We start from the raw sequence: 14,996 nt of genomic DNA on the forward strand, positions 1-14,996 counted from the left end.
TTCGCTATCGCGCATAGTCTTGATTCGGCCCGGTGGTAGCCGACAAAGCCCCGGCGAACGGCAGGCGTCGCCACGCCAATATACAGGGTTTCAAAATCCTGCAATGGCCTTGTTTGCCCATCCGTCGGGGGTTCGGTTACCATACTTCCCAAGTCCTGACTACAACCTCCACCACCCCGGCGAAACGGCTTTTGGCCGCATCGATCAGGGCAATAACTCGCTCAAAACATGGCCATTCCGCCGTTGACGTGAATCGTCTGGCCGGTGACGTAGGCCGCCTCGTTCGAGGCTAGATAGACAGCCGCCGCCGCGATGTCCTCCGGCGTCCCCAGCCGCGCCGCAGGAACCTTCGCCAGGATGGTCTCGCGTTGCTTGTCGTTGAGCGCGTCCGTCATCGGCGTCTTGATAAACCCCGGCGCGATGCAATTGGCGGTCACGTTGCGCTTGGCGTATTCCGCACCCAGCGTCTTGATCAGGCCGATAATTCCGGCCTTCGACGCGGTGTAGTTGGCCTGGCCGGGGTTGCCGGTCACTCCGACAATCGAGGTGATCGCAATGATCCGGCCGAAGCGCTTGCGCATCATCAGCTTGGTTGCGGCGCGGGCGAGACGGAAGGTCGCGGTCAGATTGACCTGGATGACGTCGTCCCAATCCTCGTCGCGCAACTGCACAAAAAGGTTGTCGCGCGTGATGCCGGCATTGGCGATCAGGATGTCGACCTGCCCCATCGCAGCTTCCGCCGCGGGCACCAGCGCCTCGACATCAGCGCTATCGGAAAGGTTGCACGGCAGCACGTGGACGCGATCGCCTAGTTTGCCGGCAAACGAATCCAACACCTCGCGGCGCGTTCCGGAAATAGCCACGGTCGCGCCCCGCCCATGCAACGCCTGCGCGATCGCCCCGCCAATGCCGCCGGTCGCGCCGGTCACCAGCGCCGTCCTGCCCGTCAAATCGAACATCAATCTCTCCTTCCGGGAGCTTTAGGCCGAAGCCGCCAATGCGTCCTTGGCCGCCGCAATATCGTTGGGTCCCCCGACCGACACGCCGACGGCGCCATCGGCGATGCGCTTGACCAGACCGCTCAGCACCTTGCCGGCGCCGATTTCGAAGAACCGCGTGGCGCCGTGCGCGGCCATGTAAGCCACCGACTCGCGCCAGCGCACGGTGCCGGTGACCTGCTCGATCAGGCGGCGGCGAATCTCGTCGGGATCGGTGATCGGCGCCGCCAGCACGTTCGACACCAGCGGCGAAGCCGGCGTCCTGATCGTCACACCGGCCAGTGCCTCCGCCATCGCATCGGCCGCGGGCTGCATCAGCTTGCAATGGAACGGCGCGGACACCGGCAGCAGCATCGCGCGCTTGGCGCCCTTGGCCCTGGCGATCTCGAGCGCGCGCTCGACCGCAGCCTTGTCGCCGGACACCACCACCTGCCCGCCGCCATTGTCGTTGGCAGCCTGGCAGACCTGACCCTGCGCGGCTTCGCCGGCGACGGCCATCGCGGCCTCATAATCAAGCCCGAGCAGTGCCGCCATGGCCCCGGCGCCGACCGGCACCGCTTTTTGCATCGCAAGGCCGCGGGTACGCAGCAGGCGCGCGGTATCCCTGACGCTGAGGCTGCCGGCGGCGGCAAGCGCAGAGTATTCGCCAAGCGAATGGCCGGCGACGAAGGCCGCATCCCGCCCCACGGAAAAGCCCGCCTCGGTTTCCAGCACGCGCAGCGTGGCAATCGAGACCGCCATCAGGGCCGGCTGGGCGTTTTCGGTGAGCTGGAGGGTTTCGGCCGGACCGTCCCAGATGATGGTGGTCAGCTTCTCACCGAGCGCCGAATCAACTTCGTCGAACACCGCTCGCGCGGCCGGAAAGGCTTCCGCCAGGGCCTTGCCCATGCCGACCGCCTGGGAACCCTGCCCCGGAAACGTAAATGCAGCCGTCATCGGCGCTCCCTCATTCGAATGGGGCCGTAAGACACTGACCAAGGCCGGGATGTCAAGCCGCGGTGCGGGATGACGCATTCCGTGGGAAGTCCGGGAATTGGGCGGACAGGCTCAGCGTTCCTGCAGCGCCAACCGGACGCCCAGAGCGCAATAGATGCCGCCAACCGCCTTGCCCTGCCACTTCAGCACGGTGGGATTTCGACGGAGAAAATTGCCCAGTCCTCCCGCGCAGACCGCAAAAACCACCGTGCTGACGAGCCCCAACAGGACAAAAAGGATCCCCAGGATCGTCAATTGAAGCACGACCGATCCGTTGTCGGGCACCACGAACTGGGGGAGGAACGCGAGAAAAAAGAGCGCGGTTTTCGGGTTCAGCACCTCTGCCAAAATAGCCTGCCTGAATGCCTTACCGGCCGAGATTGGTAGTGCGCCGGGCGTCAGATTTGCCGGCGCTCTCTCAAGGAGCGCGCGAATGCCGAGGTAAACGAGATACGCGGCGCCAATGTATTTGATGATGCTGAACAGCAGCGCCGAAGTGGCAATGATCGCTGAGATGCCGACGATCGCCATAAAAGTATGAATCATATCGCCGGCCGCGATCCCGACGCCGGTCGCGATTCCCACCCTGGTGCCCGAACTCGTTGCCCGTGCAACGGTGAGGAGCGTGGCGGGACCCGGAATGAATACAAAGCCGAGCACAACCGCCGCATAAGCAGCCAAGGTGGTCAGATCGATCATACGCTCGCTCCTTCACGGCTATTGTCGCCCAGGGGAAGTCACCCCTACAGGCGAAAGGAGATGTCCACCTCTAGAAGCCACCTGCGGCCTGATCACCGCCAACCTCCTTCCCGGCCCGGGCGCGGCGTGCGCTGCTCACGACGTTACCCGGCCGGTCCTCGTGGTCCGGCCTGGCAGTTGCGAGCCGCAGCACAGCGGCGTAATTCGGCTGCACCTCCATTCGGTCCGCATACCGGCTCTCGGAGAGAATGCGGTGGACACGAGGCAGGTTGTAGCAGGGCACGTAAAACAGCAGGTGATGCTCAAGGTGGTAGTTTACGTAATACGGCGCGATGAACAGCCGCTCAAGGAAATTGGCATGCGTGGTGCGCGTATTGCGCAGGGGATCGTTCGAGTCGGGGACCACCGCATGCTCGGCGATGTTGCGGATGCGGGTGATGACCATCTGCCAGGTGAGCAGCGGCAGCAGCCATAACAGCGGATAGGCCCACCACACGCCGGCGGCGGCAAGGCCTGCGAACAGCACGGCATTGACGGCACACTGCGGACCGAGCTTTTCCCAAAAATGTGCGGCGCGCTGCGCGAGCGGCCATTCCTTAGGCCCAAGTGCATTTAGCAATTGCGCTTTGCGCTGCTGATAGCCGGTCTGCCCGGTAATATCGCGCACGAACTTGCGGCGGTAGCTCATCCCCGTGATCGGAAACGGCGCTGATAGCACCAGATCCGGATCGTCTTCCTGCTGCGTGCGCGCATGGTGCTGCAGGTGATAGCGGCGATAGGCACGGGTCTCGGCGAAGATCGGATAGGCGCAGAACCACTGGCTCAGCGTCAGGTTGACCTTCTCGTCCGCCGACAGACATCCATGTGCGCCGTCATGCATCAGGATCGCGAGCCCGAGCTGGCGCGAGCCGATGATGCCGACCGCGAGCAAAAAGGTCAGCGGGTTGGGCCACCACGCGACCAGCGCGATCGATCCCAGGATCAGCGCCCATGCATGTGCGATCAGGGCGATGCCTTTCCACGTCACGCGCTGGCGCACGGCGACCAGTTGGTCCTCGTTCAGAAAGTCACGGGCACGCATGCGTAGCGCGGTCATGATGAGGTCTCCCTGTCGGGCTTGTCGCTGTCGTCAACCACGCGCAGTCTGGCGCTGTCGACGCCAGGTGGTGTCGTGGCCTGGTCGCCCAGCACGCGCAGCATCTCGCGGCACAAATCCTCTGCCGATCGTCCCATCGCATGACCCTCGACCATGACGCCGATCGCGACTGCCCAGAACCGGCGCGAGCTTTCCTCGGGCGCTCGGAGTGAGCGCCAGCCATGCCGCTCGACCTGGCTCGCATAAGCGCGGGCGCCTTCGCTATGCAGACGTTCGATGGTGCGTTCAACCAACGGAGCGAGATCCTGACGGCGTCTGGTCAGGGTCAACGCTTCGGCAAAGAAGGCCACCGAATCCGTCGCCGTCACCGTCTCCGCCAGCGCGTGCGTATATTCCCGCGGCGTGTGCGCCCGAAGCGCCGCCTGCTCGGTCGCGCGCGCCAGATAGAGCATCTCGCGGCAGGCGGCCTCGACGAACAGCGCCTCCTTGGTGCGGAAGTAATAGGTGATCTGGCTCGGAAAGGCGTCTGCAGCCGCCGCAATGTCCGAAATCGAGGTTCCGGCGAGGCCCCGCTCCCTGAACAGGCGGCTGGCGCCGTCGAGGAGGCGCGAGCGCATCTGGCGTCCGGCCGTACGTGTGGCGCGGGCGGCATGCTTGGGGTCGCCGGCTGGAGCTTCGGGAGCTGTCTGGACGAACTTGGGAGCCATTTTGCCCTCTCGTCCATTGTTTGTATGACATACAAACAAATATGTCAACCCGGCCCGGTGGCCTCACGGCCCTCGTTGGAGAGGCCAGGAACCTTTCAAGTCCCCGCAAGAAGCCTTGCCAGCGCGCTGAAAACCCTTATAAACCGCGCCATCCGTGGATCCCGGCCGGGAGCTGAACGGACGGTCTCAGCAATCTCACCTTTTTGGCGATGTTGATGTGGCAGGGCCAGTTGGCCCGTCGTCCCGTGCTTCCGCCTTCTGAGCATTATCGAGTCCTTTCCGAAGGTCTCGAAGGGCTTGCCGCCGGGAACCGCGCCAACACAGGAAAGGACACCCATGCCTCTATATGAGCATGTTTTTCTCGCGCGTCAGGATGCGAGCACCCAGCAGGTCGAAGAGCTAACCACCCAAATGACCGGCATCGTCGAGGGACTCGGCGGCAAGGTCGTGAAGATGGAAAACTGGGGCGTGCGCTCGCTCACCTATCGCATGAACAAGAATCGCAAAGCGCACTTCGTGCTGATGAACATCGATGCGCCCTCCGCTGCGGTCACCGAGATCGAGCGGCAGGAGCGGATCTCCGAAGACGTCATCCGTTACCTCACCGTCCGCGTCGAAGAGCACGAGGAAGGTCCCTCGGCGATGATGCGCAAGGCCGATCGTGACCGCGAGCGCGACGATCGCGGCGGCGGCTTCCGCGGTGACCGCGAAGGCGGCTTCCGTGGCGATCGTGAAGGCGGCGGCTTCCGTGGCGACCGTGGCCCGCGCCGTCCGCGCGAAGACGCTGTTGAAGCGACGGTAGAGGAGTAAGAACCATGGCTGAAGCTGGTGCACGCCGTCCGTTTTTCCGTCGCCGCAAGACCTGCCCGTTCACGGGTCCGAATGCGCCGAAGATCGACTACAAGGATTCCAAGCTGTTGATGCGTTACGTCTCCGAGCGCGGCAAGATCGTGCCGAGCCGCATCACCGCCGTCTCCGCCAAGAAGCAGCGTGAACTCGCGCGCGCCATCAAGCGCTCGCGTTTCCTCGGCCTGCTGCCCTACGTCATTCGCTAAGACATCTTCGGCCGGCGGCGCTCGCGCCGCCGGTCGTTATTCATAAGGCTTCCGGGTCGTCCGGTCGCCGATGGTTGGGGTCGAGACGACCTCTAACCGCTCGAAAGGGGCGGGACAGCTGATGATCGCGATCGTCCTCATTGGTATCGCTGCCGGCGCTGCATCGGGCCTGATGTTCGCGTCTGTGATTTCGCGCGCGCTGATTTCAGCATTGTTGCTCTATCTGGCGTCGATGCCCCTGATGGTCGCGGCGATGGGATGGGGCCCCCTCAGTGCAACGATTGGCGGCATCGCCGCTGCCGTCAGCATTGGCGCGCTCTTCGGCCTGCATCATTGCATCGCCTATGCCCTTAGCGTGGCAGTTCCTGCGTGGTGGCTTGGCCACCTTGCAATGCTGGGCCGGCCGGTAAACGACGGCACGGAACAAACGCCCCCCTCGATGGAATGGTACCCGGTCGGTCGCATCCTGCTGTGGATCGCAGGCTTCGCCGCGCTCATTACGCTTACGACGCTCTTCGCATTCACCACCGATCCGGACGCGATCACGGCGGCCTTGAAGCGCGGTGTGACCCGGGTTTTTGCAATGCACCGAATCGAGACCAACGAGCGTGTGATCGGCGCCGCGGCAACATTGGCGCCGGCCGCGATCGTCATCGGGCCGCTGATCATGCTGACGATCAATCTGTGGCTTGCGGCCAAGATCACCGCCACCTCCGGCCGCCTCCAGCGCCCGTGGCCCGATCTGAAGGCCACGACCCTGCCGCCGATGACACTCGTTGGCTTGTGCGTCGCCATTGCATTCTGTTTTACCGGGGGGCTGCTTGGCCTCGTCGCGAAGATTGCCGCCGGCGCGCTGTTGATGGCCTACGCGCTGACGGGATTTGCCGTCATGCATACGCTGACGTTGGCGCTGAAGAGTCGCGCGCTGTGGCTGAGCTGCATCTACGTCGTCACGATCGTTCTGGTCTGGCCCGGGCTCGCGATGATCGCGCTCGGGCTCGCGGACGCCGTGTTCGGACTTCGCCAACGCTATCTGCGCGGCAAGCCTCCACCCCTGCCCGCATCCTGAAACTGCAACATCCAACCCAATCGAATACGAACGCTCAAAAAGGAGAACGAAAATGGAAGTCATCTTGCTGGAACGCGTCGTCAAGCTCGGTCAGATGGGCGAAGTCGTCCGCGTCAAGGACGGGTTTGCCCGCAACTTTCTGCTTAAGCGCGGCAAGGCGCTGCGCGCCACCGCCGACAACCGCGCCAAGTTCGACGGCATGAAGGCCGAGCTTGAGGCCAACAACCTCAAGGCCAAGGGCGAGGCAACCAAGGTCGCGGAGAAGATCGAAGGGCGCAACGTGATCGTGCTGCGTCAGGCCTCCGAAACCGGCCAGCTGTTCGGATCCGTGAGCATACGCGACATCATCGCCTCGTTCGAGGCCGATGGCGTCACCATCAGCCGCAGCCAGGTCCTGCTGGATGCACCGATCAAGAATATCGGCAAGCACCAGGTCGCAATTGCCGTGCATCCGGAAGTCGAAGTCAACGTCAGCGTTACCGTGGCACGCAGCGCCGATGAGGCCGAGCGCATCAACCGCGGCGAGGACATCTCGACCCGTCAGGAAGACCAGGACGCCGCCGCCGAGGCGCTCGCAGCAGCTGGCGAGTTCTTCGATCCGGAAGCCCAGCACGAGGACGAGGCGCCTGCGCCTGCTGCGACCGAGAAGTAACGCACTTCCGGCTCACAACTCCCTATGACGACCTCAAGCCCGGCCCGTCAGGCCGGGCTTGGGATTCTGGCAGCCGCCTTCTCGTCGAGCATCGCAATCGATGCCAGAGCCGTGGCGGTGTGCTTCTCGACGCCATCGGTCACGCAGAACACGTCGGCCGCAACGACGGCGACCTGACGTCCGGGCTTGATCACGCGCGCCCGGCAGATCAGGCGCTCGCCGACCGCCGGCGATAACAAATTCAGTTTGTATTCCGCCGTCAGCGCCGACTGGCCGCGCGATGTCGCAGCCGCAATGGTCGTTGCGTTATCGACGAGGAAAGCGGTGACGCCGCCATGGAACAGGCCGTGCTGCTGCAACAGCTCCGGCCGGCGATCGACCGCAAGCGTGCACGTGCCGCGCGTCAGTTCGGACAACTCCGCCCCGATATGGTTCATGAAACCCTGGCGGCCAACATTGTCGCGGATGCGGGTCGCGATCGGCGCGAAGTCGGGATCGTTAATCGCACTCATGAGGTTTCTCCCGGTTTGCGGATCGCATCGGCGCGACCACCGCGCGGATGGCACAGGCGATCAGGATGTCGGCTTGCTCTCTTGGATCGGCGCGGTCGCGGCCCGACAGCCATGCGCGGCAAAAAATCTGCGCCGGGCCGATGATCTGGCTGAAGAACACCGACGATGTCATCGGCAGCAATTCGCCGCGCTCAACCAGCGGCGCGCGCCATCGCTGGACGACTTCCGCAAGACGCGAATTCTGCGCGCGCTGCGCGCCGCGGATCTCCTCGGTCCATTCGCTGCGGGAAATTTCGAACAGATAGCGCGCCTCGCGCCTGGAGCTGACGACCCATTCCAGATGCGCCCGGATCAGCCGCGCCACGCCTTCCCGCGCCCCGCAGGATTCATCGACCGCCGCGATGACGGCTGAGTGGTAACGGGCGAGAATTTCCAGGAACAGCGTACCGGCCAGCTCCTTCTTCGATCCGAAGAAATGGAAGAAGCTGCCATTGGACGCTCGCGCGCGGGTTCTGATGGCGGCCACGGTAGCGCCTTCGAAACCGTCGCGGTCGAATACCGCCAATCCCGCCGCCAGCAGATCCTCGCGTGCCGTGGTCATTCGCGTCCGTCTTTCGAGGCCGTTAGATCCATACTCTAGAGCAATACTCTAGAGATGATCAAGCGACGTCACACCGTCGACCGGCATTCGGAAATCTGAAAATCCTAGCGAGAGATGGGCGGCACGGGCGGGCCAGCGGGCGCTACCGGCGGCGATGCGGGCGCCGTAGCCGTTACCGGTGGAGGCGCCGCTGCGGAAGAACCTGCGGCCGGCTCAGGCGCGGTGGCAGCGGAAGCTAGCGGCGCCGGCGCGACCGGCGGCACCGGATCTGGCCTGAGTGGCGCCGGCTCGCTACCGGTGCTCTCCTTGGGAGCATCGACTTTGGCGGTCTCTGACGCGCCCTCGCGTGCCGGCTTTTCCGTTTCGCCTACGGGCTTCGCTGCCTCGCTGGCCGGCTTGTCGCCCTCGCCCTTGATCGCATCGGTCTTGATCGCATCGGTCTTGGCAGGATCGGTCGCGGCAGTTTCAGCCTTGGCGGCATCCCGCGAGGCATCTTCTTCCTTTGCGGGTTCGCCGGGGGCTGCCTGCTCGGTTTTCGGCGGCTCTTCGACGGCGGGCTTGCCACGTCTGCCCTGCTTCTGCCTGACGCCCGATTTGCTGTCGGTCGCGGCCTGCAGCGGCGCCTGGCCATCTGCAGGCTTCGAGGCATCGGGCGCCGCTTGCGGACGCGCGAACCGCTTCGCGTCTCGGCCTGGACGCGCGCCCTCGCCTTGCGGCGGTGCCCCGTCGGCGTCCGGCCGGGAAACTTCCCGCGCAGGTGCCGCCGGTGGCTGCCGGCGACCGAGCCGGTCGGGCTGATCTGGTTTTCCGTCCTGCTTGGCGTCCTTCTGCTTCGGCTGATCCTTGCCCTGATACCGGGGGTCGGCAGCCCCGTTGGAGATCAGGTAGGACGAGAGCACCGAGGCCATGTCGGTGCCGGTCGTATAGTGCTGGCGCAGAAAACCCGGCAACGACGAAGCCGACACGTTCTTCAACAGGCCGCGCGGGCTCTTGTGGCAGGCGTTGCACGTGTTCGAGAATATCTGGGAGGGGCTCTTGCCGGCGTCGAGATTTTCAGCCGCCCGTGCCGCGCCTGCTGTGAGGCAGCCGATCAGGAGCGTCACCGTCGCTAAACTGAGCGCTCGGCTCAACATTCCCTGCTTCTCCAGAATCGCTGCGGCATCGCATCACGTGGCCGGCGGCGGGGTCACCTTTTAGCCGATTGTGACGCGAATGGAAGCGCGCTTATTGCGCATCTGCGTGATTGCCGCATTTGAGAATATCCGCTTTGACTCCAACGCAATAGCGCCACGGCATCATCATACTTATGAAAATTTGATCCATCCTTGGAACCAACCTTTCCTGGGTGCGTCGGTATAAGGGTAGCTCGTTCCATTGGTGCTTCGATGGATCGGTTGTTGCGTTATTTCTTGGGTCAGTTCATTCGCCGCGGCACGATGAATTTCACGGCCGCGAATGGGACGAAGTTTACCTGCGGTGACGGAACCGGCCGCCCGGTGTCGGCGAAGTTCCTGACCGAGCGGACCCAGCGCCGTATTCTGCTCAATCCCGAACTGGCGCTTGGCGAGGCCTATATGGACGGCACCTTCGTGGTCGAGGACGGCTCGATCGCGGATACGCTCGAAATACTGCTCGGCCAGCCCGAAATGCTCCCACGTTGGGCCAAGCTGCAATGGTGGCTGCGCTATTTCAGCCGGCACGCCAGGCAATTCAATTGGCGCGGCCGGGCGAGAGACAATGTCGCCCATCACTACGACCTCGACGGGCGGCTCTATTCCCTCTTCCTCGACGCCGACAAGCAATATAGTTGCGCCTATTTCGAGACGCCGGATGCGACGCTCGACGATGCCCAGCTCGCCAAGAAACGCCACCTTGCCGCCAAGCTCCTGATCGAGCACGGCAACCGCGTGCTCGACATCGGCTCGGGCTGGGGCGGTCTTGGCCTCTATCTTGCCGAAATGACCGGCGCCGACGTCACCGGCATCACGCTGTCGTCGGAGCAATTGCTGGCCTCGAATGCCCGTGCCGCCGAAAAGAACCTGACGGGGTCGGCAAGATTCCTGCCGAGCGATTACCGCGATGTTGCCGGCCCGTTCGACCGCATCGTGTCGGTCGGCATGTTCGAACATGTCGGCATCGATTTCTATGAGACCTTCTTCCGGCGCTGTGCCGAACTTCTCAGGGACGACGGCGTCATGGTGCTGCATTCGATCGGCCGTTCCACAGGTCCCGATGTGACGAGCCCATGGATCACCAAGTATATCTTCCCGGGCGGCTATATCCCCGCCCTCTCCGAGGTCCTTCCCGCGATCGAGAAGGCGGGCCTCTTGGTCTGCGACATCGAAATCCTGCGGCTGCATTATGCCGAAACGCTGAAGGCCTGGCGCGACCGCTTCATGGCGCGACGCGAAGAGGCGGTGCGCCTCTATGACGAACGGTTTGCCCGCATGTGGGAATTTTACCTGGCGGCGTCGGAAATGTCGTTCCGGAAGCAAAACCTGATGAACTTCCAGATCCAGCTCACCAAGCGTCAGGGAATCGTGCCGATGACGCGGGATTATATTACCCGGGAAGAAGCAAGATTGCGCGGAATGGAACCCCGAAGGCAGCCACGGCTGCAGCTGGCGGGCGAATAGGCTCCGTCAAGCGCGGTGGCGTCAGTTCCGCAGGCTGTAGGCCGAGGCATAAGGCGTACGAGCCAATGCCGGACGGGCGAGTTGGGCGCGCACCTTAGCAAGCAACTGCTCGTCACAGGGTACCGCACGCAGTTCCGGGCGCGAAATCGCTTCCATCGTGTCGATCAGCATCGACAGCCACAAGCGCTGCGCGCTTCCCGATCGCCATCCCTGGATTTGCTGACCCATCGCCGGTCCTTCTGGTCCGTTACAACCGGCAACTCGAAAATCGCCGGCCCGTTCCCAATTTCGTAACCAATCCATTCTGCGGTGAAGAAAATCACATCCGATGTGATCTACTTCACAGAAGCCCGTGGCGGCCCGTCGTAGATCTCCGCCATGAGCCGGCAGATCTACCCAGCCCCGTTCGATTCCGACATCAGGATCGACTACGCCTTGATCGCAATCGGTGTGGGCGCCGCTGTGTTCGCGTTCATCTACCTGATGCTGGTTTGATCAACGCTTAAGACGCTGCTCGAAAACACCCCGCGCGTCCGGATATGTCCGTCCAAGTCGTGGTAAGGTTCAGGCTCTCCTAAGATTTTACCTAGGATTTTCCTCGGCATTTTCGGTGAAGCGTTCCCGCCTCGCCCGGCGTTGGCCGCAACCCCGTCAAGGGGAGACGTCGACCGGCGGGGATTCATTCACACCTCACATGTGTGAATCGTGCATAAGGCAGCTTCACACTTCCACCGGGCCCGCGAGTGGCGCTTTATCGCCCCCCACCTCGGAGGATCGCGACCTTCCGGCGGAATCCCAACAACGCCAAAAATCTGAAGCATAATCCGACCCATGGCTCTGACTGATTCGAACGTCCTCAAACTCGCTCCCGACGCAGGAACTCCGGTCTATCGGAGCGCGCCGCACAATATCGAGGCGGAGCAGAGTCTGCTGGGCGCTATCCTGGTCAACAACGACGCGTTCTACCGGGTTTCCGACTTCCTGGAGCCGAAGCACTTCTTCGAGCCGCTCCACCAGACCATTTTCGAGACCGCCGGCAGCCTGATCCGGATGGGCAAGGTGGCTACCCCCGTCACGATGAAGACGTTCCTGCCCGCCGATACCGATATCGGTGGCATGACGGTTGGCCAATACCTCGCCCGCGTGGCGGCCGAGGCCACCACAATCATCAACGCGCAGGACTACGGCCGCACCATCTACGACATGGCGCTACGACGCGACCTGATCCGGATCGGCGAGGACATGGTCAACGTCGCCTTCGACGCGCCGGTGGACTTTGCACCCCGCGCGCAGATCGAGGATGCCGAGCGACAGCTCTATGAACTCGCCGAGTCCGGCCGCTATGACGGCGGTTTCCAGCGTTTCTCGCAGGCGATGAAGGTCGCGCTCGATATGGCGGCCAACGCCTATCAGCGCGACGGAAAATTGTCCGGCATCTCTACCGGATTGCGCGATCTCGACTCAAAGATGGGCGGCCTGCAGCGATCCGACTTGATCATCGTCGCCGGACGCCCCGGCATGGGCAAAACCGCGTTCGCAACCAATATCGCCTATAACATTGCCGAAGCGCACCGGGCGGAAGTTCAGGCCGACGGCACCATGAAGTCGGTCAATGGCGGCATTGTCGGATTCTTCTCCTGCGAAATGTCGGCCGAGCAGCTCGCCACGCGTATTCTCGCTGAGCAAACCGGCATTGCGTCCAGCATGATCCGTCGCGGCGGGATCAAACAGGACGAGTTTGAAAGGATACGCGACTACACGATCAAGCTCGAGCATTTGCCGCTATATGTCGACGAGACGGGCGGCCTTTCGATTTCGCAACTGACGGCGCGCGCGCGGCGGCTGAAGCGGCAGAAGGGCCTCGACATGATCGTGGTCGACTACATCCAGCTGCTGCAGGGCTCGGGCAAGCGCGGCAACGACAACCGCGTGCAGGAAGTCACCGAGATCACGACCAACCTGAAGGCGCTCGCCAAGGAGCTGAATATTCCGGTGATCGCGCTGTCGCAGCTGTCGCGGCAGGTCGAAAACCGCGACGACAAGCATCCGCAATTGGCTGATTTGCGTGAATCCGGTTCGATCGAGCAGGACGCCGACGTCGTGCTGTTCGTGTACCGCGAAGAATATTATCTGCAGAACAAGGAACCCAAGCCCGGTACACCCGAGCACGAGAAGTGGAAACTCGACATGGAGCTCGCTCACGGCAAGGCCGAGGTCATCATCGCCAAGCAGCGCCACGGACCAACGGGTACGGTCCCACTGCAATTCGAAGGGCAATTCACGCGGTTTAGTGATTTTGTCGAAGGAGATAATCTACCCTACCGGGTGCCCTAGTCCGGCCTTCAGCGCGGTTGAACCATGGCGTTTCCCCGCGTAATACTGCGGCATGAACGTCGCCCCCGATCCCAAATCCATTCCGCAAGGCGCCCTGCTCTCGCCGGAGGCGAACCAGGCGGCCGCGCTCGTGACGGCCACCGGCGTGCTGACGGTCGATCTCGACGCCATCGTCGCCAACTGGCGCAAGCTCGAGAAGACGGCGGTGCCGGCCGAATGCGCCGGCGTCGTCAAGGCGGATGCCTATGGCTGCGGTGCCGAACAGGTGGCCCGCGCGCTTGCTGGCGCCGGCTGCAAGACGTTTTTCGTCGCCACCCTCGATGAGGCCCGCGTGGTTCGCGCCGCGGCGCCCGCGGCCGCCATCTACGTGCTCGACGGCTTCTTCCAGAACACCGGCGAAGCCTACGCCAGGATCGACTGCAAGCCCGTGATCGGCGACCTCAACGAACTCGCCGAATGGGACGTGTTCTGCCGCCGCTCGGGTTGGTCGGGCGGCGCCGCCATTCACATCGATACCGGCATGAACCGGCTCGGACTGACCGTCACCGAGGCGCAGGGCATCATCCCGCGGATCAACGCCGGCGATCACGGCATCACCCTTGTCATGAGCCACCTCGCCTCCGCGGAACTGCTCAACAATCCCGCCAACGCCAGGCAGCTCACCGCCTTCCGCGAGATCGCGAGCGTGTTTTCCGGCGTACCGGCATCGCTGGCGAATTCGTCCGGCGTTTTCTTGGGCGCTCAATTCCAGTTCGACCTGGTGCGGCCGGGCTGTGCGGTTTACGGCATCAATCCGACGCCTGAAGCCGACAATCCGATGCAGCCGGTCGTCGAATTGAAGGCGCGCATCGTGCAAATCCGCAATGTCGAGCGCGGCGATACCGTCGGCTATGGCGGCACCTGGACGGCGCGGCGTCCGACCAGATTAGCGATCGTTGCCGCAGGCTATGCCGACGGCTATTTCCGCGCCGCCAGCGCCAATGACGGCACCCGCGGCGCCGAGGTGGTGGTCGCCGGCAAGCGCTGCCCGATCGCGGGGCGGATTTCGATGGACCTGACGGCCGTCGACGTCACCGATCTCGACAAGAATGCCGTGCGGCGCGGCCATATGGTGACCCTGATCGGCGAAGGCATCACGGTCGACGAACTCGCCCACCATTTCGGCACCATCGGTTACGAGGTGCTCACCAGCCTCGGCAAGCGCTACGTGCGAATCTATAAGGGCGGCAATGCCACTGCAGAGCCGCCTGCTCCGCCTCCAGCGGAGCCGGCTGCCGCTTCCACCTAGACGGTGCATCGCAGGGCCTAGTTACAAAATCTGGAAAACAACCCCATGCAAAGTAGAATGAGCCCGGCTCGCAGCGCTCAGGGCGCTTGCGCACGGAGCACGAGATGGTCCGTCGTCACGGCCCAACCTGATCTTATCCTGCTTTATAGCGTTTTCGAGCGAAGTGGGTACCGGTTCGCGCGAAGAAAACGCGTCAAAACAAGAATCTAGAGCTTCGGTTCTGATTCAATCAGAACCGATAATGCTCTAGGTGGTGTGGACTCTAAGGATTCCCATTTAGGGGCAAATCAGATTCAAGACTGCTTTTGGGGAGGCAGTCTTGGGTGTGATGGATCGGTTGGTTTTGAGCGACGCGGCGTGGGAGCGGATGGCGC

Annotated in this window: 16 protein-coding genes; 7 read left to right on the forward strand and 9 right to left on the reverse strand. The window is 63.2% G+C overall.

Going from position 1 to position 14,996, the window contains the following annotated elements; genetic code table 11:
* Positions 1-221: 221 nt before the first annotated feature.
* The 5 genes from fabG to C7G61_RS25050 form a co-directional block, all read right to left on the reverse strand.
* Positions 222-959 carry a 3-oxoacyl-[acyl-carrier-protein] reductase gene (fabG, locus tag C7G61_RS25030; protein WP_108519338.1) on the reverse strand — a complete coding sequence of 246 codons (738 nt, stop codon included), beginning with the start codon at positions 957-959 and terminating at the stop codon, positions 222-224.
* A 21-nt stretch (positions 960-980) separates the two neighbouring features.
* A complete protein-coding gene (fabD, locus tag C7G61_RS25035) occupies positions 981-1,934 on the reverse strand; it encodes an ACP S-malonyltransferase (RefSeq protein WP_108519339.1) in 954 nt (317 codons plus the stop codon).
* A gap of 111 nt (positions 1,935-2,045) precedes the next feature.
* Entirely contained in the window at positions 2,046-2,672 is a 627-nt protein-coding gene (locus C7G61_RS25040; protein ID WP_108519340.1) for a LysE family translocator, read from the reverse strand.
* 70 nt (positions 2,673-2,742) lie between these two features.
* A complete protein-coding gene (locus tag C7G61_RS25045; RefSeq protein ID WP_108519341.1) occupies positions 2,743-3,768 on the reverse strand; it encodes a fatty acid desaturase family protein in 1,026 nt (341 codons plus the stop codon).
* The gene (locus tag C7G61_RS25050; protein WP_108519342.1) at positions 3,765-4,475 is read right to left on the reverse strand and encodes a TetR/AcrR family transcriptional regulator C-terminal domain-containing protein; all 711 of its coding nucleotides are present in this window, start codon (positions 4,473-4,475) and stop codon (positions 3,765-3,767) included. Before C7G61_RS25050 ends, C7G61_RS25045 begins: the two co-directional genes overlap by 4 nt.
* A gap of 336 nt (positions 4,476-4,811) precedes the next feature.
* Between C7G61_RS25050 and rpsF the strand changes: the two genes are divergently transcribed.
* The 4 genes from rpsF to rplI all read left to right on the forward strand — a co-directional run bounded on the left by rpsF (position 4,812) and on the right by rplI (position 7,251).
* Positions 4,812-5,285 carry a 30S ribosomal protein S6 gene (gene rpsF, locus C7G61_RS25055; RefSeq protein ID WP_108519343.1) on the forward strand — a complete coding sequence of 158 codons (474 nt, stop codon included), beginning with the start codon at positions 4,812-4,814 and terminating at the stop codon, positions 5,283-5,285.
* 5 nt (positions 5,286-5,290) lie between these two features.
* The gene (gene rpsR, locus C7G61_RS25060; protein ID WP_002711478.1) at positions 5,291-5,530 is read left to right on the forward strand and encodes a 30S ribosomal protein S18; all 240 of its coding nucleotides are present in this window, start codon (positions 5,291-5,293) and stop codon (positions 5,528-5,530) included.
* A 121-nt stretch (positions 5,531-5,651) separates the two neighbouring features.
* Positions 5,652-6,599 (forward strand): hypothetical protein, encoded by a 948-nt coding sequence (locus tag C7G61_RS25065; protein WP_108519344.1) that lies wholly within the window; start codon positions 5,652-5,654, stop codon positions 6,597-6,599.
* Positions 6,600-6,651: 52 nt separating this feature from the next.
* Positions 6,652-7,251 (forward strand): 50S ribosomal protein L9, encoded by a 600-nt coding sequence (rplI, locus tag C7G61_RS25070; protein WP_108519345.1) that lies wholly within the window; start codon positions 6,652-6,654, stop codon positions 7,249-7,251.
* A gap of 47 nt (positions 7,252-7,298) precedes the next feature.
* Here the strand turns inward: rplI and C7G61_RS25075 are convergent, their stop codons facing one another.
* The 3 genes from C7G61_RS25075 to C7G61_RS25085 all read right to left on the reverse strand — a co-directional run bounded on the left by C7G61_RS25075 (position 7,299) and on the right by C7G61_RS25085 (position 9,497).
* The gene (locus tag C7G61_RS25075) at positions 7,299-7,763 is read right to left on the reverse strand and encodes a PaaI family thioesterase (protein ID WP_108519346.1); all 465 of its coding nucleotides are present in this window, start codon (positions 7,761-7,763) and stop codon (positions 7,299-7,301) included.
* On the reverse strand, positions 7,750-8,364 hold the full coding sequence (locus C7G61_RS25080; protein ID WP_108519347.1) for a TetR/AcrR family transcriptional regulator: 615 nt from the start codon (positions 8,362-8,364) through the stop codon (positions 7,750-7,752). Before C7G61_RS25080 ends, C7G61_RS25075 begins: the two co-directional genes overlap by 14 nt.
* Positions 8,365-8,468: 104 nt before the next feature.
* Positions 8,469-9,497: a hypothetical protein gene (locus C7G61_RS25085; RefSeq protein WP_108519348.1), complete on the reverse strand. Its 1,029-nt coding sequence runs from the start codon at positions 9,495-9,497 to the stop codon at positions 8,469-8,471.
* Positions 9,498-9,749: 252 nt separating this feature from the next.
* Here C7G61_RS25085 and C7G61_RS25090 point away from each other — a divergent pair, with 252 nt between their 5' ends.
* Positions 9,750-11,000, forward strand: coding sequence for an SAM-dependent methyltransferase (locus C7G61_RS25090; protein ID WP_108519349.1), 1,251 nt, complete (start codon positions 9,750-9,752; stop codon positions 10,998-11,000).
* Between the two features lie 21 nt (positions 11,001-11,021).
* Here the strand turns inward: C7G61_RS25090 and C7G61_RS25095 are convergent, their stop codons facing one another.
* On the reverse strand, positions 11,022-11,228 hold the full coding sequence (locus C7G61_RS25095) for a transcriptional regulator (protein ID WP_108519350.1): 207 nt from the start codon (positions 11,226-11,228) through the stop codon (positions 11,022-11,024).
* 603 nt (positions 11,229-11,831) lie between these two features.
* On the opposite strand from C7G61_RS25095, the gene C7G61_RS25100 reads away from it, so the two are divergent.
* Complete coding sequence (locus C7G61_RS25100) at positions 11,832-13,334, forward strand: replicative DNA helicase (protein ID WP_108519351.1); 1,503 nt, start codon at positions 11,832-11,834, stop codon at positions 13,332-13,334.
* Between the two features lie 52 nt (positions 13,335-13,386).
* A complete protein-coding gene (alr, locus tag C7G61_RS25105) occupies positions 13,387-14,622 on the forward strand; it encodes an alanine racemase (protein ID WP_108519352.1) in 1,236 nt (411 codons plus the stop codon).
* Positions 14,623-14,996: the final 374 nt, after the last annotated feature.

The sequence above is a fragment of the Bradyrhizobium algeriense genome (genome assembly GCF_003062295.1).
Taxonomy (GTDB): Bacteria; Pseudomonadota; Alphaproteobacteria; order Rhizobiales; family Xanthobacteraceae; genus Bradyrhizobium; species Bradyrhizobium algeriense.